Source organism: Curtobacterium sp. NPDC086286, from assembly GCF_044746255.1.
Taxonomy (GTDB): domain Bacteria; phylum Actinomycetota; class Actinomycetes; order Actinomycetales; family Microbacteriaceae; genus Curtobacterium.
This window is the reverse complement of the sequence record NZ_JBIVBW010000006.1, coordinates 209,607-236,084: the sequence shown is the minus strand read 5'-3', so window position 1 is coordinate 236,084 and position 26,478 is coordinate 209,607. Positions and strand designations below refer to the sequence as shown.

Genomic DNA, 26,478 nt, shown 5'->3' with positions numbered 1-26,478 from the left:
CGGCATGACCTACACCGCCAGCAGCGACCGCTACGACACGATGCCCTACCGCCGTACCGGGAACTCCGGCCTCGACCTGCCGCTGCTCTCGCTCGGCTACTGGCACAACTTCGGCGACGACGTCGCCTTCGAGACGCAGCGCGCCGTGAGCCGCCGCGCCTTCGACCTCGGCATCACCCACCACGACCTCGCGAACAACTACGGCCCGCCCTACGGCGCCGCCGAGGTCAACTTCGGGCGCCTCATGCGTGAGGACTTCCGGCCGTACCGCGACGAGATGATCGTGTCGACGAAGGCCGGCTGGGACATGTGGCCCGGTCCCTACGGCCAGGGCGGCGGCTCCCGCAAGTACGTCCTCGCCTCCCTCGACCAGTCGCTGCAGCGCACGGGCCTCGACTACGTGGACGTCTTCTACTCGCACCGCCTCGACGCGTCCACCCCGCTCGAGGAGACGATGGGCGCCCTGCACACCGCGGTCCAGCAGGGCAAGGCGCTCTACGTCGGCATCTCGTCGTACGACGCCGAGCGCAGCCGCCAGGCCGCCGCGATCCTGCGCGACCTCGGCACGCCCCTGCTCATCCACCAGCCCTCGTACTCGATGCTGAACCGCTGGATCGAGACCGAGGGGCTGCTCGACGCCGCGAGCGAACTCGGCTTCGGCGTCATCGGCTTCACCGCGCTCGCGCAGGGGCTCCTGACCGGCAAGTACCTCGACGGCGTCCCGGAGGACTCCCGCGCCGCCGCCGGCAAGTCCCTCGACGCGTCGAGCATCACACCGGAGGTGGTCGCCCACCTCCGTGCCCTGAACGACGTCGCCGCCGCACGTGGCCAGTCCCTCGCGCAGCTCGCGCTGGCCTGGGCGCTCCGCGACGAGCGGGTCACGTCGCTCGTCATCGGCGCCTCGCGCGTGTCCCAGGTCGAGGACAACGTCGCCGCCCTGGCGAACACGTCCTTCACCGACGAGGAGCTCCGCACCATCGACGAGCACTCCGTCGGGATCGCGGACGTCGACCTGTGGGCCCGCGCGCGCGCCGGTCAGGTCTCCTGAGCGGGAACCGTCACCAGGTGGCGGACGGGAGGCGCGGTGCGGGGCCGCGCCGCGCCTCCCGTCCCGCAGGCGGTCGCGTCCGCACTGCGGTGGGCCCTGCCGGGATCGGCATGCGTCATCGATTGCACTTCCTGTTCCGCACGGCGTAGATTCGCACCCGTGACCACCATCTCCGAGTACGCGGCGCAGCACGGCATCTCGCCGCGCCGCGCTCGCGCGCTCGCGCAGCAGGGCCGTCTCCCGGCACGACGGGTCGGACGTGCCTGGATCCTCGACGATGGCGTCGCCACGACGCCGGCCGTCGGCACCCGACCGATGAGCGAGCGCACGCGGCGCCTGTTCCTCCGTGCACTGAGCGACCAGACCGTCCGTGAGGTGACCGGGTCCGACCGCCGACGCATCGCCGCGTACCTCGGCCGGCTCCGCGCCTCCGACCGACCGGCAGCGCTCATCCGGGCGTGGTTCCGCGAAGCGGAAGTCCCGACGGGCTTCACGCTCGGAGAACTCCTGGTCCGGGCGGCACTGGAACACCAGGACGACGTCGTCGCCGACCGTCTCGCCCGACCACAGCGGCGGTACCTCAACTCGCCCGAGCGCCTGGCGCGGGTCGTCGCCGACGAACGGGCGATCCACGGCCTCAGCCGCGCACAACTGGCCGACCGTGCCGGCACGACACCCGGTGACGTCGCCGCCGTCGAGACCGGGCGGCAGGTCGACACCATGCTCACCGTCCTCCGGGTCGTGAACGCGCTCGACGTGCACCCCCTGGCGTTGCCCACCGGAGCTGTCCGGGACTCCGCGTGAACCGGGTGCTCCACGCCTGGCTCGAAGGGCAGTACGTCGGCGAGTTCGCCGTCGACGGGAGCGGCCGGATCACGCTCCACTACGACGATGCCGCCCCGGACACACCCGTGTCGCTGTCCCTGCCCCGGGACGGCAAGATCTCCGACCGGGCACCGGGCCGGTTCCTCGACAACCTCCTGCCCGATCGGCCCGAAGCCCGCGACTGGATGCGTCGCGTCACCGGAGCCCGCTCGACGAGCACGTTCGACCTCCTCGAAGAGGTCGGCGGCGACGTCGCCGGCGGGCTGGTGCTCCTCCCCGCACCGGAGTTGCCGCAGCCGGCGGCCACCGCGCTGCTGCTGGCCGACGACGACGCGATCGCGTTCCGGATCAGCAGCCTGCACGACGATCCGGATCGCTGGTGGGAGCGGAGCGACCCGGCCCGGTTCTCTCTCGCCGGTACGCAGCCGAAGTTCGCGCTCGCGAACGTCGCCGGTACCTGGTTCTGGCCGAACGCGTCGGTCCCGTCGACGCACATCATCAAGCCGGCGTTCTCCGCCAACCGGGGAGCCGAGCATGCAGAGGTCGCGGCCGAGCGCCTGGCAGCGGACATCGGCATCGTCGCCCCGCGAGCCGACGTGCTCGACGTGGTCGGCGAGCAGGCGTACCTCGTTGAGCGCTTCGACCGGGCACCGCAACCGTCCGGCTTCGCCGCGCGACTCCACATGGAGGACCTCGCACAGGCACTCGGCAGGTCCGGTGCCGACAAGTACCGCATCGGAGCGAAGCCGATCCTCCAGCTCCTGCTGCAGCACGATGCGTCGGGCACGGCCGCGCACGACTTCCTCCGGCAGGCCGCGTTCAACGCAGCGATCGGCAACGCTGACGCGCACGCGAAGAACTACTCGGTCCTGCTCCGACCGGCGGGGGTGGAACTCGCGCCGCTCTACGACGCCCTGCCCACGCGCCTCTGGCCCGGGTACGACGAGCAGCTCGCGATGCGCATCGGTGGCGCGCAGTACACGCAGGAGCTGACACTCGACCACTGGTCGAAGCTCGCCGATCAGTCCGGCCTGGACGTCGACCGCGCCCGCGTCGAGGTGCAACGGGTGTACGACGACGTCGCCGACCGGATCGACACCGCTTGGAACGACCTCGACGACGACCAGGCCACTCGGATGCGCGGACTCGTCGCCGAGCAGACGGCGAAGATCGCGGGTCCGCGCGCGACGCGCACCACGCCGGGAACGGTGGGCCCTGCCGGGATCGAACCGACGACATCCACGGTGTAAACGTGGCGCTCTACCAGCTGAGCTAAAGGCCCTCACGTCGAGTCTACGGCGTCGGACACCCGCCCGATGTTCAGCCACAGGCTTACTTTCGGCGATGTGAAGTCGTATCCTTAACACGTGCACTCCGACCCCGTGATCGCGGTGATCGTCGACCTCGTCGACTCCCGCACCCTCGACGACCGCGCAGCGGCCCAGCGCGACGTCGAGCGCGCCTTCGACGGTACCCCAGCGGTCGAGGCGGTCGATCCGCTGCGCGCCACCGTCGGCGATGAGTTCCAGGTGATCTACGCCACGCTGACCGACGCACTCGTCGCGACCACGGCCGCGATCCTCGCACTGCCGCCGACCGTGCAGATCCGGTTCGGGATCGGGCGCGGCACGGTGCAGACGATCGGCGCGGGTGCGGTCGGTCCCCTGCAGGACGGCCCCGGGTGGTGGTCCGCACGCGACGCCATCAACGAGACCCACCGGCGCGAGGACGGCCGGACCGCGTTCCTCCGGGCCTGGTACCACGACGCCGAGGACCGCCACGGACCGACGGAGCGACTCGTGAACGCCTACTTCCTGAGCCGCGACCACGTCGTCGCGCGCCTGACCCCGCGTGCACGGCGGATCGCCCTCGGGCTGGTCCAGGGCCGGACCCAGGCGCAGATCGCTGCTGAGGAGGGCATCACCCCGTCGGCGGTCTCCCAGTCCGTGCAGAAGTCGGGCGTCGCCGCACTGGTCGAGGGCCTGCGGGTCCTCGGGGACGGGGGCCGCTGATGCTCGCCGGGGTCCTCCTCGCCCTGATCGGGACGGCCGACGTCGTGCGCACCCGGACCGGCACCGACGCCGCACCACGCCGCGTCCTGACCGTGATCGTGGTCCTGCTGCTGTGGATCGGGATGGCCGTCGTCGCCGTGCCGGGCCTCGGCCTCCCCGTCGGGGCGGTGGCCACCGCGATCGTGCTCGCCGCCCTGTGGATCGCCACGACGACGCCGGTGCGGCCGACCGACGCCCGGCCGTCGACCACGCCGCCACGGGTCTGGTGGCGCCGTTCGGGCTCGTGGCCGTCGGTCCTGCTCGCGGTCGCGCTCGCCGTGCTGCTGCTGACGGTCCCGTCCGTCGATCCCTCGGGGTTCGTCGTCGAGTGGCAGCGCGGTTCCGCGCCGGCGTTCGTCGCCGCCGTCCCGCTCGCCGCGATCGTCGGCGGCGTCGGAGCAGCGCTGTTCCTGGTCGACTCGGCCAACGTCGTCGTCGCCCAGGCCCTCCCGCCGGGGCTCTCCCCCGACACCGTCGGGCGTACGGTCGAGGACGGCCGGGGGCGACGGCTGTTCGCACGACGACCCCGACGGGATGCCCGCGACGCCGAGCCTGCAGGCGACGACGACACCGGCGCGGGCACGGTCCTGCTGCAGGGCGGCCGCATGATCGGCCCGATCGAGCGCCTGCTGCTCGCCGGGTTCTCGCTGGTCGGGGCGTTCCCCGTCGTCGCGGCGCTGATCGCGGCCAAGGGCATCGTCCGCTTCCCGGAGATCCGCCGCGAGACGACCGGGTACCAGGCCGAGTACTTCCTCATCGGCAGCCTGGTGAGCTGGGCGATGGCGTTCGCCGCGGCCGGCATGTGCTGGTTGCTCGCACAGGGCTGAGGCTCGCGCCGCGTCCCGCGCGACCCGTGACCCGCGTCCCCGGGCACCGCGCTCCCCCGTCGAACCACGAATCCGACATCGAACAACCGCCGGGTCCCGGTTCGATGTCGGATCCGTGGTTCGACGCCGCCAGCGCACCGCCGCCAGCGCCCCGCCGACGCCACGGGTCGATGCACAGCGGCCGCCCCGGGAGATCCCGGTCGTCGCCGGGTAGCGTCATCCCCGTGAACGGAGTCGGAGTCCTCGACGAGGCCGGCCGCCTGCGGCTGCTCGGTGCCGGTGCGACCGGTGCCGCCTTCGCCGTCGTGCTCGTCGTCCTCGTGGCGTCGTCGTGGACGGAACCGACCCCGGCGCTCCTCGTCGGCCTCGGCGTCCCGGCGGCAGCGGTGGGCATCGCGATCGCCGTCGTCCTGCAGCTCCGCTCCTGGCGCGCCGAGGGCGGGTACGACCGGAGCGTCGTCGTCCGCAACTGGGTGCTCGACGGCGAGGTGCCCCCGACCGTGCCGGCCGCCGAGTGGATCCCCCTCGTGCAGGCCCAGGCCGAGCGCGAGGTCGCCGGCTGGGGCAAGATCGTGCTCTCGACGATCTGGATCCTGATGACGTGGTCGATGCGGGACCAGCACGGTCCGGTCATCACGACGATGCTGATCCTGCTCTGGATCGGCCTCGGCCTGTGGAGCGCACTCTGGGTGATCCCCCGCGCCCGGGCCGCCAAACGACTGCTCGGCCGCGGCGTCGCCACCCCCACCTGATCCCGCCCGGCACCGTCCTGGGTACGCTCGCCGTCATGCAGAGTCGCACCCTCGGCCGTACCGGCCGCCCCGTGTCCGTCGTCGGCCTCGGCACCTGGCAGTTCGGCGGTGACTGGGGCCCGGTCTCCGACGCCGACGCGAACGCCGTGATGGACGCGTCCGTCGAGTCCGGCGTCACGCTGTTCGACACCGCCGACGTCTACGGCGACGGCCGGAGCGAACAGTTGATCGGCGCGTGGCGGGCGGTCAACCCCGACGTCCCGCTGACGATCACGACGAAGATGGGCCGTCGCGCCGACCAGGTCCCGTCCAACTACGTCGCCGCGAACTTCCGCGAGTGGGTCGACCGCTCGCGCCGGAACCTGCGGCAGGACACACTCGACCTCGTCCAGCTGCACTGCCCGCCGACCGAGGTCGTCGCCGACGACGCCGTGTACGACGCCCTCGACGCGCTCGTCGCCGACGGCTCGGTCGCCGCCTACGGCGTCAGCGTCGAGACCGCCGACCAGGCGCTCACCGCGATCGCCCGCCCCGGCGTCGCCACCGTCCAGATCATCCTCAACGCGTTCCGTCTGAAGCCGCTCGACCGCGTGCTGCCGGCGGCCCAGGAGGCGCGGGTCGGCATCCTCGCGCGCGTCCCGCTGGCATCGGGGTTGCTGTCCGGCAAGTACACGGCGGACACGTCCTTCGCCGAGGGCGACCACCGCAACTACAACCGCCACGGCGAGGCGTTCGACCAGGGCGAGACCTTCAGCGGCGTCGACTTCGAGGACGGGGTGCGCGCCGCCCAGGCCTTCGCGGCATCGCTGCCCGATGGTGTCTCGGTCCCGCAGGCGGCGCTCGCGTGGATCATCGCCCAGGACGGCGTGACCGCGGCGATCCCCGGCGCACGCAACCCGGAGCAGGCCCGGTCGAACGCCGGTGCGGGCGCGCTGCCCGAGGTGCCGGGCCTCGACGAGACCGTCCGCGAGCTGTACGACGAGTGGTTCCGCGCCGCCGTGCACGACCGGTGGTGAAGCCGGCGGCCGTCGGCGCGGCGCTCGCGGCCCTCACGGTCCTGGCGCTCATCGCGGGCGGGACGGCACCGGCGGACGGCACCTCGCGGTCCGCTCCCCCGTGGCCCGCGCCGACGGCCCTCGCCGAGCACGCGGACGACGCCGGACTGCGCAACGTCTGGGGCGAGCGACTCGCCGAGCACGTGCACACCCACCTGACGATCCTCGACGGCGACGTCCCCGTGACGGTGCCGGCGAACGTCGGGCACTCGGACACCCGACGGTTCGCCGCGCAGCTGCACACGCACGACACCTCGGGCATCCTGCACGTCGAGTCCCCCACCCGGCAGACCTTCACGCTCGGGCAGTTCTTCGACGAGTGGGGCGTCTCCCTCGGCCCCGCGCACGTCGGCGGGCTCCGTGGCGAGCTGACGGTGTGGGTCGACGGCCGCAGGTTCATCGGCGACCCGCGCTCCATCGCGCTGACGAACCGCCGCGAGGTCGTGCTCGACGTCACGACGATCGGCGAGGTCCCGCACCTGCCGCCGCCCTTCGACTGGCCGCCGCAGTACCGCTGACCCGCACCGCGACACGCCCGGCGACGCCGCGTCAGGCGACGCCGCCCCGCGCCCTCAGTCGCCCGGTAGCCCGAGCGCGCTCCCCCGCGGGACCGGTCGCGGCTCCGGAGGGTGCACGGCCCGGAGCGCGCGAACCAGCTCGCGGTCGTGCCGGTCCGAGCCGCCGCCGACGCTCCCGAGGCCGTACCGGGCACGCAGTCGGACCGGCCCGTGGACGGTCTCGAGGCGGAGGCACGACATCGTGAACGTCGGGTACCACGGCGGCCGGTGCTCGCCCACGTCGATCGACGTCACGTCCGACCACCGCACGGTCGACACCGGCTCCGGTTCCTCGGGTGCCCACCCGTGCAGGCCCGCGTCATCGACGGTCCACACCACCGGCAGCGATGCCGGCACCCCGACGGCGCGCTGTCCGGATGCCCAACGCCGCACCGGCAGCCAGAGCCGGATCGGCAGCCCACCGACCTCGTGCACCCGTCGCGCCGTCGCGCGGTCGGCGTACGGGAACCACAGGTTCGGCACGACCACCACCACGCCCGTGATGATGACGGAGGCCGCGATCGCGCTGATCGTCGGTTCGGTGTGGAACGCGACACACGCTGCGGTCCCGACCGCCACCGCGACGAGGCTCGCCACACGGAGCGGCACCGGGTCGACGAAGCGGCCGTCCCGCAGCCGCTTCAGCCACGCCCGACGGTCCCGCGGCGCGTCAGGCCTCCTTCGGGGCGGTCCACGCCAGGTCGAGGTCCCACTCGTCCACCGAGCCGGCCGGCAGCTGCCACACGTACTCGTTCTTGAGCTTGCGGCCGTCCTCGCGGAAGGGTCCGGTGCGGTACGGGTAGAACGCCACGGTCGGCAGCGTGCCCGGCGGCGCCGTCCGGATCGCGTTCGAGAAGTCCTTGTTCAACCGCCGCAGCTCGGCGACCACCGCGCCTCGAGCACCGTCGGCGTCGAACCCCGATGCGCCGGACGCGAGCTGGAACGCGATGTGCAGCTGCCGGTCGCCCCGGTCGTCCTCGTAGCTGATCAGCCGGTGGTTCTCGACGGCCTCGAGCAGCGCCGGGTCGCCGTAGACCACGTCGCGCACGACGTCCGGCGCGACGACCGCCCCGTTGTAGTCGACGGACAGGTCGGACCGCCCGTAGTGGAACAGCAGCGGCAGGTCGAGCTCGGCGGCGTCGGCGAGCTCGTCGAACCCGTGCTCGCGCAGGGTCCGACGCAGCGAGCGCATCCGCACGACGTGCCCGCGGTCGTGGATGTTGTACCGGATGCGGGGGCTGATGTTCTCGGACCGGGTGATCGTGACGACGAGCTCCCCGAGCTCGTTCGTCTCGATGAGGTAGCCGAACGGGTTGAACTGGAACACCATCGGCAGCACGCCGTACTCGGCCTGCTTCGTCAGTGCGGCGGAGAGCTCCGGCGACGCCGCGATCGCCCGACGCAGCTGCACGCTGAACGGCGTCTCGATGCCGAGGTTGATCTCGAGGTCGCTCGCCCCGTACGACCCGAGCACGGCCTGCGCGTACTGCTCGATGTGGGCGCGCATGTTCTCGCTGATGCCCTCGCCGCCGAACGCCGCGACGATCGTGTACTCGCTCCAGTCGAGCCGGTCGTCCTCGAACAGTGCCTTCAGGAACGGCGGGTAGCTGCAGATGATGTACGTGAAGTCGGTGCCGAACTCGCGCATCGTCTGCACGATCTTGTCGCGGTCCGGCCCGATCGACTTGATCATCGACGACTCGGTGAGCGACGCCGTCACGTTCATGCCGGTGGCCCAGGCGCCGAGCGAGAACGCGTTGAGCACGAACGGCTGCTTCGGCAGGTCCTTCGCGGTCCGCGAGAACCCGAGCTGCAGCAGTTGGCGGGTCGCCTGCCGTTCGTCGGGGCCGCGCACCCAGCTCGTCGGCGTGCCGCTCGACCCGCTCGACTCGTCGACGACGACCCCGCGCCGGGGCAGCCGACCGTCGACGCAGCGCTCGGGAATGCTCCACCGCTTGACGTACGACTCCTTGTCCATCTCGGGCAGCCCCGAGATCGCTGCGGCGATGCCGCCGCGTGTGTCCAGACGGGAGGCACGCCCCGCCTCCGCCAGGAACGCCCCGTACGCGGGCACCCGCTTCGCAGCCCGCTCGGCCGTCCGCCACGCACGCCAGCGTCCGAGGGTCCAGCGGAGCGGCTCGATGCCCGGCGTGAGCAGGAGCTTGTGCGTGCCGACGCGCGGCATGAACAGCGCCACGACCGTCTCGACGACCCAGACCACCGAGAACACCGCCGCGCGCTTCACCGGGCACCCCCGATCGTCATCGCCGCCGCGGGTCGGCGGTGCGCCAGCGGTGGCGGTGCGCTGTGGCCGAAGCGGAAGAGCATCCAGGCCATCCGACCGTCGGACTCGTCGACGCCGGCGCGCTCGACGAACGCCGCGTGCGACCGCGGGTTCGTGATCACGGTGCCGAACGGGTGCAGGGCGACGCCCCGTGCCGTGAGCTCGAGCCAGATCCGCATGAAGGTGCGTCCCGCCTCGACGTAGTCCGCCGGCGACGAGAACGGTCCCTCGAGCCACCCGAGCTGCCGGACGCCGCGCATCGTCGACAGGTACACGCGCTTGAAGACCCCGCCGACGCCGGGTGCCTCCCAGAGCCCGCGGTGCTCCATCGCGAACCGCAGCACCGGTCCGGGCATGAGCATCGTCTCCGCCGACAGCCCGTCACCGGACTCCGCCGCCTGCCGCTTCGAGAACCGCAGCCAGTGCAGGATCTCGTCGTGCACGGCGTCGTGCTGCAGGTCGTCGAACAGGGTCTCCTGGTTGACCCGGACGATCTCGTCGACGGTGGCCCGGTCGGCGGTGGTGCGGAAGCGGTGACCGGCCGCCGACGCGATGGCGGCCGCAGCCCGGATCGCGGACTCGTCCACCAGGGTCGCGTCGTAGGGCCTGCGCGAGGTGCGCCGTTCGAGGAAACGGGCCAGCGCCTCCCGGTCGTCCGCCGTGGCGGCGCGCGGACGCAACGCGACCGTGCCCAGTCGGTGCAGGTGGTCGTCGGCCGCGCCGGAACCGACGCCGGCGTCCAGCCGCCCGAAGTCCATCTCGGCGTGGTCCAGCCGTTCCTGCACGGTGAACCCGTGCGCCCGGGCGACCACGTCGAGCCCGGCCAGGAACACCCCGGCGCAGACGTGGCCGAACGGGATGCCGAACGACTCGGCCGGCAACCCCCTGCGCAGGTCGTAGAACACGGTCGCGGTGCGGTCGTCCTCGACGCGCACGACGATCGGTTGCGAGTTGTGCGGCGACGGGTAGTGCCGCGCGTCCTCGATGATGCCCGTCCACGGTGATGCCATCGGTTCCCCCTCGGTGGTCTCTGCGGTCGATCATACGAACGCCCGGTGACGCCCATGCCGTCCGGGGCATGCAGTGCTCCCCGAGGCCGCGTACGCTCGGCCCATGGCCACGATCCGGACCGGCACCGACCTCGCCGCGGTCGAGGACGTGATCGCCGGGATCACCGCGCACGGCGAGCGCTACCTCGCCCGGGTCTTCACCCGGCAGGAGCGCGCCGACGCCGGGGACGACCCGGAGCGCCTCGCCGCCCGCTTCGCCGGCAAGGAGGCCGTGCTGAAACTGCTCCGGCCGGAGCGTTCGGACGCCGTCCCGCTGACCGACGTCGCCGTCGTGCTCGACACCGTCGGCGCCCCCGTCGTCGAGCTGACCGGTCGTGCGGCGGAGCTCGCCGAGGCGGTCGGCTGCACGTCGATCGCGGTCTCGTTGTCCCACGAACGGGGACTGGCGATCGCCACCGCCGTCGCCCTCTCCGAGCGCTGACGCAGCCCCCTGGGTCGCTCCCTGTCAAGGCACTCAGGTCCGGCGCGGCGCGTGCGGTTTCACGCACCCGCACGGCGGCTTTCCGGGCCGCCGTCCTCCTTATCGTTGCCAGCATGCACCAGGACCCGACCTCCGCAGCGACCGCCGTCGCACTCGTCGCCCCGACGACCGAACTGGCCGTCCGGCGAGCCCTCGCCGACCACGGACGGCTCGTCGTCGACGCCATGGACGTGGCGTCGATCGCCAACCTCTACGCCCTCGGGCTGACCTCGCACGCCACCGTGAACGTGATGCTCGCAGTCGAGAACGAACTCGACGTGGAGTTCCCCGACGCCGCGCTGCACCGGTCGACCTTCGCGACCATCGAGTCCATCGCCACGGCAGCGGAGACGGCGGCGTGATCACCGAGGAGCGTCCGGCGAGCGCCGGGACCACCCTCTCCGCGGTCGACCGGTTCGCCGAGCGCACCGCCCTCGTGGTCGACATTGCCGCCCGGTACGCCGACGAGGTCGATCGTGACGCCCGTCCCCCGCGCGAGGCGATCGCCGCGATGAAGGAGCACGGTCTCCTCGCCGCGGCGGTCCCGGTGGAGCACGGCGGCGAGGGAGCCACCCTTTCCGAGCTCTCCGTCATCGCGACCGAACTCGGACGTGCATGCGCCGCGACGGCGATGGTGTTCGCGATGCACCACGGCCAGGCCATGGCGCTCTGGCGGCACGGCGGCGTGGCCCTCGGCGTCACCGCGATGATCGAGGCCGTGCGGGACGGCGCCCTCGTCGCGTCGTCGACCACCGAGCGCGGCATCGGCGGCGACGCCCGTCGGAGCACCTGCGCGATCGAGCCCGACCAGGCCGGACGCATCCGGCTCCGCAAGGACGCCCCGGTCATCTCGTACGCGACCGAGGCCGACGCGATCCTCGTCACCGCCCGGCGCGACCTCGACGCGCCGGCGTCCGACCAGCGGCTCGTCATCGCGCTGCCGGCGGAGACCACGCTCACGCAGACCTCGACCTGGGACACGCTCGGGCTCCGCGGCACGTGCAGCAACGGCTGGCTGCTCGACACCGAGACCCACGAGGACCGCGTCCTCCGCGACGACTACGCGACGATCTCCGCCCGCACGGTCCTCCCCGTGTCGCACGTGCTCTGGGCGTCGGTGTGGCTCGGCATCGCGGCGGACGCTGCGGACCGTGCCCGTCGAGCCGTCCGCAAGCAGGCGCGTGCCGCCGTCGGCCAGACCCCTCCTGGAGCCCTCCGGCTCGCCGAGCTCCTGGTCGACCTGCAGACCATGGCCGACGCCGTCCGGCACGCCGCGGCCCGGTTCGACCAGGTGGCCGACGACCCCGAGGTGCTCGAGTCGACGGCGTACGCGCTGGCCGCGAACGCGCTGAAGATCGGCTCCTCCGAGCGGGTCACCGACCTCGTCACCCAGGCGCTGCGGATCGTCGGCATCGCCGGGTTCGCCGCCACCGGGGAGCTCAGCATCGCCCGGCACCTCCGCGACGCGCACGGTGCCGCCGTGATGGTGAGCAACGACCGTCTCCTGCAGAACGACGCCGCACTGGCACTCATGACCGGAGCCATCCTGTGACCATCACCGAACCGACGACCACGACGCAGTCCGCACCCGCGTCCGACCTCGACGCCGCCCGCGCCGCGCTGCGTGCACGGCTGCTCGCCGACGGCGTGCTCATCGACCTCGGCTCGCCGGGGCTCTACGGCCGCACCGGAGTGTTCGAGCGCGTGTACACGGCGGTCGACACCGCGGCCGTGGCCAGCCAGCAGTACCTCGACGCCGAGGTGCTGCGCTTCCCGCCCGTGGAGCCGCTCGCGGCGTTCGAGCGCACCGACTACATCGCGTCCTTCCCGGACCTCGCCGCGTCGATCTCCGGCTTCACCGGTGACGACCGCACGCACCGTGCCCTGCTCGCCGCCCGCGAGCGCGGGGAACGGTGGGAGGGCTTCCTCGAGCCGGCCGACCTGATGCTGACCCCGGCGGTCTGCCACCCGGTCTACGGGCTCGTCGGGGACCGCGTCCCGCAGGACGGCCGCACCTTCGACATCGTCGGCGACTCGTTCCGGCGCGAGCCCTCGCTCGACCCGATGCGGCTGCAGGCGTTCCACATGCACGAGTTCGTGCACATCGGCACGCCCGGCTCGGCCCAGCACCACCGTGACGACCGCATCCCGGTGATGCGCGCGCTGCTCGAGTCGTTCGGCCTCGAGATCGACGTCGTCCCCGCGAACGACCCGTTCTTCGGACGGGTCGGGCAGATGCTCGCCCGGAACCAGGTCGAGCAGGCGCTCAAGTTCGAGTTCGTCACGCCCGTCTACGGCCCGGAGCACCCGGCGACCGCGATCGGCTCGGCGAACCTGCACGAGGACCACTTCGGCACCTCGTTCGGCATCCGCACGGCCGACGGCGAGGTCGCGCACAGCGCCTGCGTCGCGTTCGGCCTGGAGCGCATCACGATCGCCCTCTTCGCCGCCCACGGCACCGACCCCGACGCGTGGCCGGCTCCGGTCCGCGCGGCCCTGGCCCTGTGAGCACCCACCACGGCTGGACGGGTCGCCCGGCCCTCCGCGTCGCCGTGCAGCTCCCCGTCGCGGCGCGCGCCGGCGTCGTGATCTGTCCGCCGCTCGGGCAGGAGGGCGTCATCGCGTACCGGACCCTCCGCCTGCTGGCGGACCGACTGGAGGCGCGTGGCGTGGCCTCGGTGCGTTACGACCCGTCCGGACGTGGGGACTCCGCACCCGACGGCGATCCCGACGCGCAGGTCCGGTCGGCCCGTCGCGCCGCAGCGGTGCTGCGTGACGCCGGGGTCGAGCGGATCGCGTACGTCGGTCTGGCCTCCGCCGCGCCGATCGCCGCCGCCGCGGCGTCCGACACGGACGGCCTGGTCCTCTGGGACGCGCCCGCCTCCGGCCGAGCCTGGCTCCGGAAGCAGCGAGCACTGGCGACGATCACGATCGGCGCCGACCGCGTGGTCGACGGCGTCGAGAGCCTCGTCGGCATGGACGTCGACCCCACCGAAACTGCAGCCCTCGGCGCGCTCACCTACCGGGCGCGGACCGGCCCGACCGTCGCCCTCGTGCGCCCGGGCAGCAGCGCCCCCGCAGCGCTCGGCGACGTGTCGACGACCGAGGTCACCGGGAGCGCCGAGCTCCTCGACGGCACGAGCATGGTCGCCCGGATCCCGGGTTCCGCAGTCGACACCGTCGTGGCGTGGACGGACGCGTGGGCGCCGACGGTGGCCCTGCCGGTCCTGCCGCCGGCACTCGACGAGGTCCTCGACGTGGATGCCCGCACGTCGGAGCGCATCGTCCGGATGGGCCCGGAACGGCTCTTCGCCATCGAGACCGTCACCTCCGGCCAGCACGAGGACGCCCCGGTCGTCGTGCTGCACAACGGCGCCGCCGAGCACCACGTCGGCGCGTCCGACTACCAGGTCGCCCTCGCACGGACCCTCGCCCGCGACGGTGCCCGGGTGGTCCGGGTCGACCGCAGCGGCACCGGTGAGAGCTCCGCGGTCCACGAGGACGAGCGGTCCGCGATGTTCGCGCAGGAGTGGATCGATGACCAGCAGGCGGTGGTCGATTCCCTCGCCGTGGACTCCCGACGGCTCGTGCTCGTGGGCATGTGCGCCGGCGCGTGGCTCGCGGGGCGCTCTGCGGACGCCGCACCGCGCATGGTCCTCGAGATCAGCCCGAACGACTACCGCCGCCAGCCGGCCGCGGTGGGCGCGTACGCCGATGCCCTCCGCGCGATCGACGAACCGTCGCCGCTGCGGCTGGTGCTCCGGCGCTGGTGGAACGCCGTCGTACCCGAGTGGGTGCGCGACCGGGTCGCCCGTCGCGACCGGGTCGGCGGGGTCGTCGGACACGTCCGTCCGCTCGTCGAGCACGGCACCGACGTCGTGCTCATCGCGTCGCCCGTGGACGTCGAGCTGTTCGAGCGCCTCGGTGGTCCGCGCGCCCTCCGGCGGTGGGGAACCCGGGGCCGGACCGGCAGGGTGGAACTCGTGCGGGTGCCGGACGGCGACCACTCGCTGTTCTCCCCGGTGATGCGGCAGGCCGTGCTCACCGAGGTGCGGTCACGCGTCGCGGCGACGTTCCCCGTGCACGCCTGACCGGCGAGCGAACCCGTCGATGGCGCGCTGCGCGATCGCGACCTCGGTGGGCCCGCCGTGTCCCTCGTCCTCGACGACCTCGAGGCGGCTGCCCGGCCACGCCCGGTGCAGCAGCCACGGCGTGATGACCGGCCCGCTGACGTCACGCCGCCCGTGCACGAGCACGCCGGGGATCCCGGCGAGCTCGCCGGCGCGCCGGAGGACCTCGTCCGGACCGAGGAAGCAGTCGTTCGCCCAGTAGTGGGTGACCAGGGTGGCGAAGTTGCGCCGGTCCCGGGGATCGGCGTGCAGCTGCCCCGGGCGCCACGCCGGGTCGAGCGAGACGTGGGTCGACTCCCACGTGTCCCAGCTGTCGGCTGCGGCGTCCCGGACGGCGGGGTCGGACGAACGCAGCAGTCGGGCGTGGTGCTCGACCGGCCGCACGCCTGCCGGGACGTCGGCGGTGAACCGTGACCAGGCCTCCGGGAACACCGTCCCGACCCCCTCGGTGATCCAGTCGACCTCGCGACGGGAACCGGTGGTCACCGCGACGAGCACGACCTCGGTGACGCGCTCGGGGTGCTTCAGGGCGTAGGCGAGCGCGAGGGTGCTGCCCCACGAGACACCGTGCAGCAACCAACGCTCGACGCCGAGGTGTCGCCGCAACGCCTCGACGTCCTCGATCAGGGCCGCCGTCGTGTTGCGGTCGAGCGACCCGAGGTCGTCGATCGCCCACGGGGTGCTCCGCCCGCACCCGCGCTGGTCGAGCCCGATGATCCGGTACACCTCGGGGTCGAACCGCTGCCGGTAGCCCCCGGCGCCGAGACCGGATCCCGGGCCGCCGTGCAGGTACAGCGCTGGGCGGCCGGTCGGGTTGCCGGACTCCTCCCAGTGGATCCGGGCGCCGTCGGGACGGTCGAGCCAGCCGTGGTCGTGGGGGTCGATGGGCGGGTGCACCCCCGGAGCCTACGACGGACGTGCGGACCGGACGAGGTCGAGCGTGCGCGCCACCGCGGTCGGGTGCTCGACGTGGGCGAAGTGCCCGCAGTCGTCGAGCAGCACCGTCCGGACGTCGGGCAGGAGGCCACGGAGCGCCGCGAGGTCGGACACCCGGGCGAACACGTCGTCCCGCCCGGCGATCGCGGTGACCGGGCACGTCACGCCGCGCCATCGGTCCAGGTCGTAGGCGGCCGCGGCACGAGCGGCTCCGGTGAAGCCGGCCGGACGGAGCTCGTCGACGAACGCCTCGAGCACGCTCGGGTCGAGCCGGCGCACGTGCGAGAAGACGGGAGCGGCGAGGACGGGCAGGAGGCCGATCGCCCGGAGTCCGCGCAGGAGCGGCCGTGCCGTCTCCCCGGTGATCGCGAGGCCTGCCCGCAGCAGCGTGAACGCGGGGAGCGTCAGGAGCCCGCGCACGGGATGCCGGGACGCTCCGGCGGTCGCCACGGTCGTGCCGGAGACGAGCGCGACGGAGCGCACGCGTCCGGGTGCCACGACGGCCAGGTGCATGCCGACGAAGGCGCCCATCGAGTGGCCGACGACGTCGACGTCCGGCACGGCGAGGGCGTCGAGCACCGTGGTCAGCACCGACGCCGCCTGGTCGACCCCGAGCGGCTCGACCGGTGCCGGTGACGCGCCCCAGCCCGGCAGGTCGACGAGCACGAGACCGCGGTCGTCGATGCCGTGCGCCGCCGACAGGAGCGGGGTCCACGTGGTCCACGACCCGGCGACCCCGTGCAGCAGGAGCAGCGCGGCGGGACCGGGTCGGTGGTGCACGACGACCGGGCCGACGTCCGTCGGGACGACGGTGCGCTGCAGGCCGAACCGGTCGGCGTCGGCGGTGACCGGGAACGGCGCGTACGGCTCGGCGGTGACCACCCGCGCGGGTGGGCGGTCGTCGACGGCGTGCACCGTGCCTCCAGTCCGCGACGCGTCGCGCGTCGCCTCAGGAGGTGTTCGGAACGCTAGCCGACGGGGACTGGTGCGGCGCAGGCCGCCAGGCGGTCGAGCGCGGCCTTGTACTCCGTCACGTCACGGGCGACGCCCGGCTCGGAGATGATCGAGGCCTTGATGCGACCCTGCACGTCGATGACGAAGGTCGCGCGGGTGGCGAAGCCCTTGTGCTCGAGGAAGACGCCGTACTCCTTCGAGACGGCGCCGTGCGGCCAGAAGTCCGCGAGGAGCTCGAAGTCGTAGCCGTTCGATTCGGCGAACGATCGGAGCGTCGCCTTCGAGTCGACCGAGATGCCGACGAGCTCGACGCGCTGGTCCTGGAACATCGCGATGTTGTCCTGGAGGGCGCAGAGCTCGTTCGTGCAGGTCGACGAGAACGCGAGCGGGAAGAAGACCAGCGCGACCGGGCGGACGCCACGGAAGTCGCTGAGGCGGACGTGCTCCCCGAACTGGTTCGGGAGTTCGAAGTCCGGCGCGAGCGAGCCGATCTCCAGTGCCATCAGTGCGTTGCTTCTTCCTCGGGCGTGGGGTGTGCCCGGTGTCCTCGCGCACGCACGGGTCGCGTGTGCACGATCGGCAATCGTACGCCGACGTCACCCGAATGCAAGCACCTGTCCACCCACACGTCACCATCAGCCTCTCGGTCGGTGCGGGGGCCTAGAGTGGTCGGGGCCCCATCCGGTCGTGACCCGACCAACCGGTGGCCCGCCATGTCCACCACCACGAGAACGAACGAGGTCAAGGGTGACGGTGAACGACCAGGACCCGTACAGCCACGGCAGCAGCGACCAGGACCCGGAGGAGACCGCCGAATGGCGTGAGTCCCTCGACGGGCTGGTGCAGACCCACGGCCACCAGCGTGGCCGCGAGATCATGCTGAGCCTGCTCAAGCGGTCCAAGGAACTGCACCTCGGTGTGCCGATGGTCCCGACCACGGACTACGTGAACACCATCGCGCCGGAGAACGAGCCCGAGTTCCCGGGCGACGAGGAGCTCGAGCGCCGCTACCGCCGGTGGATCCGGTGGAACGCCGCGATCACCGTGCACCGCGCGCAGCGCCCCGGGATCGCGGTCGGCGGCCACATCTCGACCTACGCGTCGAGCGCCGCCATGTACGAGGTCGGCTACAACCACTTCTTCCGCGCGCAGGACCACCCGTCCGGCGGCGACCAGGTGTTCTTCCAGGGGCACGCGTCCCCCGGCATGTACGCCCGCGCCTACATGGAAGGGCGCCTCGGCGAGGACCAGCTCGACGGCTTCCGGCAGGAGAAGTCCCACGCCGGCGGCGGACTCTCGTCCTACCCGCACCCGCGCCTCATGCCGCACTTCTGGCAGTTCCCGACCGTGTCGATGGGCATCGGCCCGATCAACGCGATCTACCAGGCGCAGCAGGCGAAGTACCTCTCCAACCGCGGCATCAAGGACGCCTCCGACCAGCAGGTCTGGGCGTTCCTCGGCGACGGCGAGATGGACGAGGTCGAGTCGCGTGGACAGCTCCAGGTCGCCGCGAACGACGGCCTCGACAACCTGAACTTCGTGATCAACTGCAACCTGCAGCGTCTCGACGGTCCGGTCCGCGGCAACGGCAAGATCATCCAGGAGCTCGAGGCGTTCTTCCGCGGTGCGGGCTGGAACGTCATCAAGGTCGTCTGGGGCCGCGAGTGGGACGACCTGCTCGCCCGCGACACCGAGGGCGCGCTCCTCAACCTGATGAACCAGACGCCGGACGGCGACTACCAGACATACAAGGCCGAGAACGGCGCGTACGTCCGCGAGAACTTCTTCGGGCGCGACCCGAAGGCGCTCGAGCTGGTCAAGGACTACTCGGACGACCAGATCTGGAACCTCAAGCGCGGTGGGCACGACTACCGCAAGGTCTACGCCGCGTTCAAGGCCGCGACCGAGCACAAGGGCCAGCCGACCGTCATCCTCGCGAAGACGGTCAAGGGCTACGGCCTCGGCCCGAGCTTCGAGGGGCGCAACGCGACGCACCAGATGAAGAAGCTCACGCTCGACAACCTCAAGCAGTTCCGCGACGAGATGCGCATCCCGATCACGGACGCGCAGCTCGAGGAGAACCCCTACACGCCGCCGTACTACCACCCCGGGAACGACGACGAGGCGATCCAGTACATGCACGAGCGCCGGCGCGAGCTCGGCGGGTACGTGCCGGAGCGTCGCACCAAGTACACGTCGATCACCCTCCCCGAGGACTCGAAGTACCAGGTCGTCAAGAAGGGCTCCGGCAAGCAGGAGATCGCCACCACCATGGCGTTCGCCCGACTGCTGAAGGACCTGCTCCGCTCCCCCGACTTCGGCGACCGCGTGGTGCCGATCATCCCCGACGAGGCACGCACGTTCGGCATGGACGCGTACTTCCCGACGGCGAAGATCTACAACCCGAACGGCCAGCACTACACGTCGGTCGACCGTGAGCTCCTCCTCGCCTACAAGGAGAGCCCGCAGGGACAGATCATCCACGTCGGCATCAACGAGGCGGGCGCCCTCGCGGCGTTCACCGCGGTCGGCACCTCGTACTCGACGCAGGGCGAGCCGCTCATCCCGGTCTACGTCTTCTACTCGATGTTCGGGTTCCAGCGCACCGGCGACGCCATCTGGGCCGCCGGCGACCAGATGACCCGTGGGTTCATGATCGGCGCCACCGCCGGTCGCACGACGCTCACGGGCGAGGGCCTCCAGCACGCCGACGGCCACTCGCTGCTCCTCGCGACGACGAACCCGGCCGTGGTGTCCTACGACCCCGCGTACGGCTACGAGATCGGGCACATCGTCCAGGCCGGCCTCGACCGGATGTACGGCACGAACGAGGACGGCAGCGCGAAGCACGCCGACCCGAACGTCATGTACTACCTGACGGTCTACAACGAGCCGATCGTCCAGCCGGCCGAGCCCGAGGGCATCGACGTCGACGGCATCGTCAAGGGCATGTACCTGCTCAACCGCAGCGAGCACGACGGCCCGAAGGCCCAGCTGCTCGCGTCGGGTGTCGCCGTCCCGTGGATCCTCGAGGCGCAGCAGCTCCTCGCCGAGGACTGGGGCGTGTCGGCCGACGTCTGGAGCGTCACGAGCTGGGGCGAGCTGTACCGCGACGGTCTCGACGCGGAGCAGCACGCCTTCCTCAACCCGAACGAGGCGCCGCGCACCCCGTACGTGACCGAGCGACTGCTCGGCACCGAGGGCCCGGTCGTCGCGGTGAGCGACTTCATGCACGCCGTGCAGGAGCAGATCCGCCCGTTCGTCCCGACCGACTACGCCACCCTCGGCGCCGACGGCTTCGGCTTCTCGGACACCCGTCCGGCAGCGCGCCGCTTCTTCCACATCGACGGCCCCTCGGTCGTCGTGCGGACGCTGCAGCAGCTCGCGAAGCAGGGCAAGGTCGACGGCGCGCTCGTCCAGCAGGCGATCGACAAGTACCGCCTGCACGACGTGACCGCCGGCACCACGGGCAGCGCGGGCGGCGAGAGCTGATCTGCCGGTGACGTCGGTCCGACCGGACTCCGAGAGCCAGGAGAGCGCGCGCGAGCGGGCGCTCTCCTGGCTCCGTCAGGTGTCCGGGGAACTCTCCACCGCCACCATCAAGCGGCTCGAGGACACCCTCCCCTGGTACAGCGAGATGCCTCCGGGCCGACGCTCCGCCGTGGGGCTCGTGGCCCAGGCGGGCATCACCTCGTTCATCAGCTGGCTCGAGGGCACCGCGTCGACCCCGTGGATCGCCGCGGCGGACGTCTTCGGCTCAGCGCCGCGGGAACTCCTGCGCTCGGTGAGCCTGCAGCAGACGCTCCAGCTCATCCGCGTGGTCGTCACCGTGGTCGAGGAACGCGCCAAGGACGACGAGATGCTGCAGGAGGCGATCCTCAAGTACTCGCGGGACATCGCCTTCGCGGCCGCCGACGTCTACGCCCGCGCGGCCGAGGCCCGTGGGCTGTGGGACGCCCGGCTCGAGGCCCTCGTGGTCGACTCCATCCTGTCGGGTGAGTACGACGACGAACTCCCGTCGCGCATCGCGGCCCTCGGCTGGCACGGTCACGGCGAGGTCGCGGTCCTGGTCGGCAACGCGCCGAAGCAGCTCGAGGTCGACCAGATCCGTCGCACCGCGCGGCACATGGACGCCGACGTGCTCATCGGCGTGCAGGGCTCCCGCCTCGTCGTGGTGATCGGCCGTGCCACGCCGCGCGACGACGTCCCCGAAGGCGAGGAGCCGGTGTCCTTCACCGCCATCGCCCAGGCGCTCGAGCCCTCGTTCGGCGAGGGACACCTCGTCCTCGGCAACGAAGTGCCCGGCGTGGTCGACGCGTCCACCAGTGCCAAGGGTGCCCTCGCCGGCTTCGCGGTCGCGCGGGCATGGCGCGGTGCTCCTCGTCCGGCCCTGGCCGACGACCTGCTCCCGGAGCGGGCCCTCGCCGGCGACCCGCTCGCCCGGTCCGCCCTCGTGCAGCGCATCTACGTGCCGCTCAAGGACCAGTCGACGGAGCTCCTGCAGACGCTCTGGTGCTACCTCGACACCGGCCGGTCGCTCGAGGCCACGGCGCGCGAGCTGTTCGTGCACCCGAACACGGTGCGCTACCGGCTCCGCCGCGTGGCGGACATCATCGGGTGGGACGCCACGCACGCGCGGGACGCCCTCATCGTGCAGTCGGCGCTCATCCTCGGCGCCATGTCCGAGTCGACCGCCGGGCGACGTCGCATCCCGCACCGCCGGTGAGCGACGTCGTATGCCGCATCGTCGCTAGGAAATGCACAATGTCGAGCGGTCATCGCTGTGGGAAGCCCACACGGGTGCGGCGCAGGCCGACGGGCAGGATTGTCCGGTGATCGTCGTCGTCGCGCCCGGACAGGGCTCCCAGACCCCCGGCTTCCTCGCCCCCTGGCTCGAGGACGCCACCGTCCGTGACCGCGTGGGGGCGTGGTCCGAGGCCATCGGCGTCGACCTCGCCGCCCACGGCACGGAGTCCGACGCCGAGACCATCAAGGACACGGCGCTCGCGCAGCCGCTCATCGTCGCCGCCGGTCTCATCACGGCCGACGCCCTGCTCGCCGACGGCCGCCGTGCCCTCGTGGGCGGGGTCGCCGGCCACTCGGTCGGCGAGTTCACCGCCGCCGGGGTCGCCGGGATCCTCGAGCCGACCGACGCCGTCGCCCTCGTCGCCGAACGCGGCCGGGCGATGGCGGACGCCGCCGCGCTCGAGCCCACGTCGATGGCCGCCGTCCTCGGTGGGGACGCCGATGCCGTCGCCGCCGCGCTCGAGGCGAACGGCCTCGTCCCCGCGAACCACAACGGCGGCGGTCAGACCGTCGTCGCCGGACCCGCCGACGCGATCGCCGCCCTCGCCGCCGACCCGCCCGCGAAGGCCCGCGTGATCCCCCTCGCCGTGGCCGGTGCGTTCCACACCCGGTACATGGCGTCCGCCGTCGAGCGTGTCGCCCCGGTCGCCGCCGCCGCGACCGTGCAGGACCCGTCGCTGCCGATCTGGACGAACGCCGACGGTTCCCGTGTCGACGACGGTCGTCGCTTCGTCGACCTCATGGTCCAGCAGATCCAGAGCCCCGTGCACTGGGACGCCGTGATGGAGTCCTTCGCGGCCGCCGGTGTCACGGGCATCATCGAACTCGCACCCGCCGGTGCCCTCGTCGGCCTGGCGAAGCGCGGTCTGCGCGGGACGCCGACCGTCGCGATCAAGACCCCCGACGACCTGCCCGCAGCGATCGACCTGCTGCAGAGCGCGGGCCAGGAAGCAGACGCAACCGCATGACCGACGCCCCCATCCCGACCACCGCGACCGAGGGGACGGAGCCGACCCGCGCCTCCCGTCCGCTGCTGCAGCAGCGTCGCGGCCACGAGTTCACCCGCATCCTGGCCTTCGGCGCCGCCCGCGGTGAGAACGCCGTGCCGAACGACGACCTCGTCGGGCCGATCGACTCCTCCGACGAGTGGATCCGCCAGCGCACCGGCATCATCACCCGCATGCGCGCCGGCAAGGACGTCGAAGCGGTCGACCTCGCCGAGGCCGCCGCGCTCGACGCGATCGCCAAGGCCGGCCTGACGCCGGACCAGATCGGCGTCGTGCTCGTGAGCACCGTGACCCACACCGTCGCCACGCCGTCGATGGCCTCGCTGCTCGCCGAGCGCATCGGTGCCGCGCCCGCCGCGGCCTACGACATCAGCGCCGCGTGCGCCGGGTACGCGTACGGCATCGCCCAGGCGGACTCGTTCGTGAAGTCCGGCATCGCCGACCACGTGCTGGTCGTCGGTGCCGAGAAGCTCAGCGACATCGTCGACCCGACCGACCGCTCGATCTCGTTCCTGCTCGGCGACGGTGCCGGAGCGGCGATCGTCGGCCCGAGCGACTTCCCCGGGATCGCCCCGACGATCTGGGGCTCCGACGGGTCGAAGTGGGACGCGATCGGCATGACCTCGACCTACAACGAGTGGGAAGCGGGGGCCGCGCGGCCGACGATACGGCAGGCCGGTCAGACCGTGTTCCGCTGGGCCGTCTGGGAGATGGTCAAGGTCGCCCGTGAGGCGCTCGAGTCCGCCGGCATCCAGCCGTCCGACCTCGCCGCGTTCGTGCCGCACCAGGCGAACATCCGCATCATCGACGAGTTCGCGAAGCAGCTCGGCCTGCCCGAGTCCGTCGTGATCGCGCGCGACATCACCACCACCGGCAACACCTCCGCGGCGAGCATCCCGCTCGCCACGCACCGCCTGCTCGAGGAGAACCCCGAGCTCTCCGGCGGCCTCGCCCTGCAGATCGGCTTCGGTGCCGGTCTCGTCTTCGGCGCCCAGGTCGTCGTCCTCCCCTAGCCCATCCCGGCCACGCACCCGCGCGGCCACCCTCCGACGAGCCTCCGGGCGCGCGACCGCTGCGTGCCCTAGGCTGGTCCACGGTCAAACGACACCCCCTCAAGGAGAATCCCCATGGCCCTGTCCAACGAAGAAGTCCTCGCCGGCCTGGCCGAGCTGATCAACGACGAGACCGGCATCGCGACCGACACCGTCGCGGCCGACAAGTCGTTCACCGACGACCTCGACATCGACTCGATCTCGATGATGACCATCGTCGTCAACGCCGAAGAGAAGTTCGACGTCAAGATCCCCGACGAAGAGGTCAAGAACCTCAAGACCGTCGGCGACGCCGTCGACTACATCGTCAAGGCCCAGGCCTGACGCGAGCTTCCTGAGCGCCGCGGCCCCGGCGGACCGACCGCGGGCCGCGGCGCTCATCTCGTCCACCGGACCGACCCTCGTCGGTCCACACAGGTCCGGCGTTCGTCGGGCCGCCCCGGTCCGGCGTTCGTCGGGCCGCCCCGGCTCCGTCCGGCACCGCCACGAGCGGTCGGACGTCCTCACGAAAGAACACGTCGTTCCATGACCAACAAGACCGTCGTCGTCACCGGGATCGGTGCGATCACGCCCCTCGCCGCGACCGCCCCGGACACGTGGGACGCGCTGCTCGCCGGCACGTCCGGCATCACCCGCATCGAGGACCCGCGCTACGCCGAGCTCGAGCTCCCCGTCGAGTTCGCCGGCCAGGCGCGCCGGTTCCTCACCGACCAGCTCACCCGCCCCGAGTCGAAGCGCCTCGACCCCTCGTCGCAGCTGTCGCTCGTCGCCGCGCGCGAGGCCTGGGCCGACGCCGGCATCGACGCCGAGACCGTCGTCCCCGAGCGCCTCATCGTCGACTGGGCCACCGGCATCGGCGGCGTCAACACCCTGCTCGACGCGTGGGACACCCTGCGCGAGAAGGGTCCCCGTCGCGTCCTGCCGATGACGGTCCCGATGCTCATGGCGAACGGCCCGGCCGCCGCCATCGAGATGGAGTTCGGCGCCCGCGGCGGTGCCCGCACCTACCTCTCGGCGTGCGCGTCCTCGACCGAGTCCCTCGCCGAGGCCTACCGCCACGTCGCCACCGGCGAGGCCGACATCGTCATCACCGGCGGTGCCGAGGCCGCCCTGCACCCGCTGCCCCTCGCGGCGTTCGCGTCGATGCAGGCGCTCTCCCGCCGCAACGACTCCCCCCAGACCGCCTCGCGTCCGTACGACGTCACGCGCGACGGCTTCGTGCTCGCGGACGGCGCCGCGGCGCTCATCCTCGAGACCAAGGAGCACGCCGAGGCCCGCGGGGCGACGATCTACGCCGAGGTCGCCGGCGCCGGCATCACCTCGGACGCGTTCCACATCACCGCGCCGGACCCCGAGGGCAGTGCTGCCGCCCGTGCCGTCCTGCAGGCGCTCGAGCACGCCGGTGCCGCGCGCGAGGACGTCGTGCACGTCAACGCGCACGCCACCTCGACCCCGGTGGGCGACGTCGCCGAGTACCACGCCATGCGACGCGTGTTCGGCGACCACCTCGACAACGTCGTGGTGTCCGCCACGAAGGCGTCGACGGGGCACCTCCTCGGTGGTGCCGGTGCGATCGAGGCCGCGTTCACGGCCCTCGCGCTGCACAACCGCGTCGCGCCGCCGACGATCAACCTCACCCAGCAGGACCCGGAGATCGTGATGGACGTCGCCACGGCGCCGCGCGAGCTCCCGCAGGGCGACCTGCTCGCGGTGAGCAACTCGTTCGGGTTCGGTGGGCACAACGCCGTGGTCGCGTTCCGGAGCGTCTGAGTCCGGTCCGTCGGGCCGTCGGGTCCGCCTGTCGGTCCGTCGGGTCCGTCCGTCGGTCCTGGAGGCCCGTCCCGCGTCGTCGAGGCGGGCCTCCGTCGTTCCCGTGGCCGACCTTGGCGCGGCGCGCTCCCCGTGGCCGCGGCCCGTAGCGTGTGGCGTGTGGCCGCGTCGGTGCGCCGAGACTCGGCCCCGCGGACGGTTTCGCGGCTCCGGAAGCGCGAAACCGTCCGCCGAGGCGAGACTCGGCGCGGGCGGGCGGCCGCGGACGCACGAACGCCGCCCCGAGGGGCGGCGTCCGTGACGGAGGATCGGGCGCGACTCAGCCGACGCGGTGCAGCCAGACGACCGGGTTGCCCTCGGCGGCGTGGCGGAACGGTTCGAGTTCGTCGTCCCACGCCTGACCCAGGGCGAGTCGGAGCTCGCGGTGGAGTTCGAGGGCGTTGCTCCCCGCCACCTCCATCGCGTAGCGGACGCGGTCCTCGGGGACGACCATGTTGCCGGTGACGTCGGTCTGCGCGTAGAACACCCCGAGGTCGGGCGTGTGCATCCAGCGGCCGCCGTCCGACTCGGAGGTGGGCTCCTCAGTGACCTCGTACCGGAGGTGCTCCCAGCCGCGCAGGGCCGAGGCGATCGCCGCACCCGTACCGACGGAACCGGTCCAGGTGAACTCGGTCCGACGGGCGCCGTCCTGTGCGGGCTGGTCGAGCCACGAGAAGTTCACGGCACGGCTCATGGCGCGACCTGCCGCCCATTCGACGTGCGGGCAGAGCGCGCGTGGTGAGGAGTGCACGTAGAGCACCCCGGTGGTCGTTCCGTTCACGATTCCTCCGATTCGTCAGGTGCGACTTCCCCATCGACCTGAACTGGAGGTTCTCGTTTCGGAACCATCGATAT

General features: G+C 72.3%; 26 protein-coding genes and 1 tRNA gene. 19 read left to right on the top strand and 8 right to left on the bottom strand.

What is annotated here, in order from left to right; genetic code table 11:
* Positions 1 to 4: 4 nt before the first annotated feature.
* From mgrA to ACIPKM_RS12860, 3 genes are all read left to right on the top strand, one after another.
* The gene (gene mgrA, locus ACIPKM_RS12870; RefSeq protein ID WP_071294883.1) at positions 5 to 1,048 is read left to right on the top strand and encodes an L-glyceraldehyde 3-phosphate reductase; all 1,044 of its coding nucleotides are present in this window, start codon (positions 5 to 7) and stop codon (positions 1,046 to 1,048) included.
* Positions 1,049 to 1,207: 159 nt separating this feature from the next.
* Entirely contained in the window at positions 1,208 to 1,852 is a 645-nt protein-coding gene (locus ACIPKM_RS12865) for a helix-turn-helix transcriptional regulator (protein WP_071294852.1), read from the top strand.
* On the top strand, positions 1,849 to 3,123 hold the full coding sequence (locus tag ACIPKM_RS12860; protein ID WP_402736897.1) for a HipA domain-containing protein: 1,275 nt from the start codon (positions 1,849 to 1,851) through the stop codon (positions 3,121 to 3,123). Before ACIPKM_RS12865 ends, ACIPKM_RS12860 begins: the two co-directional genes overlap by 4 nt.
* Here ACIPKM_RS12860 and ACIPKM_RS12855 read toward each other — a convergent pair.
* A tRNA-Val gene (locus tag ACIPKM_RS12855) sits at positions 3,083 to 3,155 on the bottom strand. The two genes, ACIPKM_RS12860 and ACIPKM_RS12855, sit on opposite strands and share 41 nt — an antisense overlap.
* An 85-nt stretch (positions 3,156 to 3,240) precedes the next feature.
* Here ACIPKM_RS12855 and ACIPKM_RS12850 point away from each other — a divergent pair.
* The 5 genes from ACIPKM_RS12850 (at position 3,241) to ACIPKM_RS12830 (ending at position 7,076) form a co-directional block, all read left to right on the top strand.
* Positions 3,241 to 3,885 carry a SatD family protein gene (locus ACIPKM_RS12850; protein WP_071294850.1) on the top strand — a complete coding sequence of 215 codons (645 nt, stop codon included), beginning with the start codon at positions 3,241 to 3,243 and terminating at the stop codon, positions 3,883 to 3,885.
* A complete protein-coding gene (locus ACIPKM_RS12845) occupies positions 3,885 to 4,751 on the top strand; it encodes a hypothetical protein (protein ID WP_071294849.1) in 867 nt (288 codons plus the stop codon). The genes ACIPKM_RS12850 and ACIPKM_RS12845 overlap by 1 nt, the downstream gene beginning before the upstream one ends.
* A gap of 224 nt (positions 4,752 to 4,975) precedes the next feature.
* On the top strand, positions 4,976 to 5,503 hold the full coding sequence (locus tag ACIPKM_RS12840; protein ID WP_071301907.1) for a hypothetical protein: 528 nt from the start codon (positions 4,976 to 4,978) through the stop codon (positions 5,501 to 5,503).
* Between the two features lie 35 nt (positions 5,504 to 5,538).
* A complete protein-coding gene (locus ACIPKM_RS12835) occupies positions 5,539 to 6,519 on the top strand; it encodes an aldo/keto reductase (RefSeq protein WP_402736851.1) in 981 nt (326 codons plus the stop codon).
* Complete coding sequence (locus ACIPKM_RS12830) at positions 6,516 to 7,076, top strand: hypothetical protein (RefSeq protein ID WP_336697030.1); 561 nt, start codon at positions 6,516 to 6,518, stop codon at positions 7,074 to 7,076. The genes ACIPKM_RS12835 and ACIPKM_RS12830 overlap by 4 nt, the downstream gene beginning before the upstream one ends.
* A gap of 54 nt (positions 7,077 to 7,130) precedes the next feature.
* Here ACIPKM_RS12830 and ACIPKM_RS12825 read toward each other — a convergent pair whose 3' ends face one another.
* From ACIPKM_RS12825 to ACIPKM_RS12815, 3 genes are all read right to left on the bottom strand, one after another.
* Positions 7,131 to 7,724, bottom strand: a complete 594-nt coding sequence (locus ACIPKM_RS12825; protein WP_402736850.1) for a hypothetical protein — start codon at positions 7,722 to 7,724, stop codon at positions 7,131 to 7,133.
* A gap of 61 nt (positions 7,725 to 7,785) precedes the next feature.
* The gene (locus ACIPKM_RS12820; RefSeq protein ID WP_402736849.1) at positions 7,786 to 9,360 is read right to left on the bottom strand and encodes a phenylacetate--CoA ligase family protein; all 1,575 of its coding nucleotides are present in this window, start codon (positions 9,358 to 9,360) and stop codon (positions 7,786 to 7,788) included.
* On the bottom strand, positions 9,357 to 10,409 hold the full coding sequence (locus tag ACIPKM_RS12815) for a hypothetical protein (RefSeq protein WP_071294844.1): 1,053 nt from the start codon (positions 10,407 to 10,409) through the stop codon (positions 9,357 to 9,359). Before ACIPKM_RS12815 ends, ACIPKM_RS12820 begins: the two co-directional genes overlap by 4 nt.
* Positions 10,410 to 10,512: 103 nt before the next feature.
* Between ACIPKM_RS12815 and ACIPKM_RS12810 the strand changes: the two genes are divergently transcribed.
* The 5 genes from ACIPKM_RS12810 (at position 10,513) to ACIPKM_RS12790 (ending at position 15,020) form a co-directional block, all read left to right on the top strand.
* The gene (locus ACIPKM_RS12810) at positions 10,513 to 10,890 is read left to right on the top strand and encodes a holo-ACP synthase (protein WP_071301988.1); all 378 of its coding nucleotides are present in this window, start codon (positions 10,513 to 10,515) and stop codon (positions 10,888 to 10,890) included.
* Positions 10,891 to 11,003: 113 nt separating this feature from the next.
* A complete protein-coding gene (locus ACIPKM_RS12805) occupies positions 11,004 to 11,291 on the top strand; it encodes an acyl carrier protein (RefSeq protein WP_402736848.1) in 288 nt (95 codons plus the stop codon).
* Positions 11,288 to 12,481: an acyl-CoA dehydrogenase family protein gene (locus ACIPKM_RS12800; protein WP_402736847.1), complete on the top strand. Its 1,194-nt coding sequence runs from the start codon at positions 11,288 to 11,290 to the stop codon at positions 12,479 to 12,481. The genes ACIPKM_RS12805 and ACIPKM_RS12800 overlap by 4 nt, the downstream gene beginning before the upstream one ends.
* Complete coding sequence (locus tag ACIPKM_RS12795; protein ID WP_402736846.1) at positions 12,478 to 13,437, top strand: amino acid--[acyl-carrier-protein] ligase; 960 nt, start codon at positions 12,478 to 12,480, stop codon at positions 13,435 to 13,437. The genes ACIPKM_RS12800 and ACIPKM_RS12795 overlap by 4 nt, the downstream gene beginning before the upstream one ends.
* On the top strand, positions 13,434 to 15,020 hold the full coding sequence (locus ACIPKM_RS12790) for an alpha/beta fold hydrolase (RefSeq protein WP_402736845.1): 1,587 nt from the start codon (positions 13,434 to 13,436) through the stop codon (positions 15,018 to 15,020). The genes ACIPKM_RS12795 and ACIPKM_RS12790 overlap by 4 nt, the downstream gene beginning before the upstream one ends.
* On the opposite strand, the gene pip is transcribed toward ACIPKM_RS12790, so the two are convergent.
* The 3 genes from pip to ACIPKM_RS12775 are packed head-to-tail and all read right to left on the bottom strand — an operon-like array spanning position 14,985 to position 17,452.
* Entirely contained in the window at positions 14,985 to 15,956 is a 972-nt protein-coding gene (gene pip / locus ACIPKM_RS12785) for a prolyl aminopeptidase (protein ID WP_402736844.1), read from the bottom strand. The two genes, ACIPKM_RS12790 and pip, sit on opposite strands and share 36 nt — an antisense overlap.
* Positions 15,957 to 15,965: 9 nt before the next feature.
* Entirely contained in the window at positions 15,966 to 16,910 is a 945-nt protein-coding gene (locus ACIPKM_RS12780; protein WP_083403204.1) for an alpha/beta fold hydrolase, read from the bottom strand.
* A gap of 53 nt (positions 16,911 to 16,963) precedes the next feature.
* Positions 16,964 to 17,452 carry a peroxiredoxin gene (locus tag ACIPKM_RS12775; RefSeq protein WP_070418722.1) on the bottom strand — a complete coding sequence of 163 codons (489 nt, stop codon included), beginning with the start codon at positions 17,450 to 17,452 and terminating at the stop codon, positions 16,964 to 16,966.
* A 244-nt stretch (positions 17,453 to 17,696) separates the two neighbouring features.
* Between ACIPKM_RS12775 and aceE the strand changes: the two genes are divergently transcribed.
* The 6 genes from aceE to ACIPKM_RS12745 all read left to right on the top strand — a co-directional run bounded on the left by aceE (position 17,697) and on the right by ACIPKM_RS12745 (position 25,584).
* Positions 17,697 to 20,441 (top strand): pyruvate dehydrogenase (acetyl-transferring), homodimeric type, encoded by a 2,745-nt coding sequence (aceE, locus tag ACIPKM_RS12770; protein ID WP_402736843.1) that lies wholly within the window; start codon positions 17,697 to 17,699, stop codon positions 20,439 to 20,441.
* A 7-nt stretch (positions 20,442 to 20,448) separates the two neighbouring features.
* Complete coding sequence (locus ACIPKM_RS12765) at positions 20,449 to 21,675, top strand: CdaR family transcriptional regulator (protein WP_070418720.1); 1,227 nt, start codon at positions 20,449 to 20,451, stop codon at positions 21,673 to 21,675.
* Between the two features lie 106 nt (positions 21,676 to 21,781).
* Entirely contained in the window at positions 21,782 to 22,723 is a 942-nt protein-coding gene (locus ACIPKM_RS12760; protein WP_070418719.1) for an ACP S-malonyltransferase, read from the top strand.
* Entirely contained in the window at positions 22,720 to 23,775 is a 1,056-nt protein-coding gene (locus ACIPKM_RS12755) for a beta-ketoacyl-ACP synthase III (RefSeq protein ID WP_070418718.1), read from the top strand. Before ACIPKM_RS12760 ends, ACIPKM_RS12755 begins: the two co-directional genes overlap by 4 nt.
* A gap of 114 nt (positions 23,776 to 23,889) precedes the next feature.
* On the top strand, positions 23,890 to 24,138 hold the full coding sequence (locus tag ACIPKM_RS12750) for an acyl carrier protein (protein ID WP_022903951.1): 249 nt from the start codon (positions 23,890 to 23,892) through the stop codon (positions 24,136 to 24,138).
* Between the two features lie 201 nt (positions 24,139 to 24,339).
* On the top strand, positions 24,340 to 25,584 hold the full coding sequence (locus tag ACIPKM_RS12745) for a beta-ketoacyl synthase (RefSeq protein ID WP_070418717.1): 1,245 nt from the start codon (positions 24,340 to 24,342) through the stop codon (positions 25,582 to 25,584).
* A 319-nt stretch (positions 25,585 to 25,903) separates the two neighbouring features.
* Here the strand turns inward: ACIPKM_RS12745 and ACIPKM_RS12740 are convergent, their stop codons facing one another.
* A complete protein-coding gene (locus ACIPKM_RS12740; protein WP_071294840.1) occupies positions 25,904 to 26,404 on the bottom strand; it encodes a DUF3145 domain-containing protein in 501 nt (166 codons plus the stop codon).
* Positions 26,405 to 26,478 lie beyond the last annotated feature (74 nt).

Coding starts and splice junctions, on each gene's coding strand:
- mgrA (WP_071294883.1), top strand. CDS start 5: ATGACCTACACCGCCAGCAGCGACCGCTACGACACGATGCCCTACCGC.
- ACIPKM_RS12845 (WP_071294849.1), top strand. CDS start 3,885: ATGCTCGCCGGGGTCCTCCTCGCCCTGATCGGGACGGCCGACGTCGTG.
- ACIPKM_RS12835 (WP_402736851.1), top strand. CDS start 5,539: ATGCAGAGTCGCACCCTCGGCCGTACCGGCCGCCCCGTGTCCGTCGTC.
- ACIPKM_RS12815 (WP_071294844.1), bottom strand. CDS start 10,409: ATGGCATCACCGTGGACGGGCATCATCGAGGACGCGCGGCACTACCCG.
- ACIPKM_RS12810 (WP_071301988.1), top strand. CDS start 10,513: ATGGCCACGATCCGGACCGGCACCGACCTCGCCGCGGTCGAGGACGTG.
- ACIPKM_RS12805 (WP_402736848.1), top strand. CDS start 11,004: ATGCACCAGGACCCGACCTCCGCAGCGACCGCCGTCGCACTCGTCGCC.
- ACIPKM_RS12775 (WP_070418722.1), bottom strand. CDS start 17,452: ATGGCACTGGAGATCGGCTCGCTCGCGCCGGACTTCGAACTCCCGAAC.
- ACIPKM_RS12755 (WP_070418718.1), top strand. CDS start 22,720: ATGACCGACGCCCCCATCCCGACCACCGCGACCGAGGGGACGGAGCCG.
- ACIPKM_RS12750 (WP_022903951.1), top strand. CDS start 23,890: ATGGCCCTGTCCAACGAAGAAGTCCTCGCCGGCCTGGCCGAGCTGATC.
- ACIPKM_RS12745 (WP_070418717.1), top strand. CDS start 24,340: ATGACCAACAAGACCGTCGTCGTCACCGGGATCGGTGCGATCACGCCC.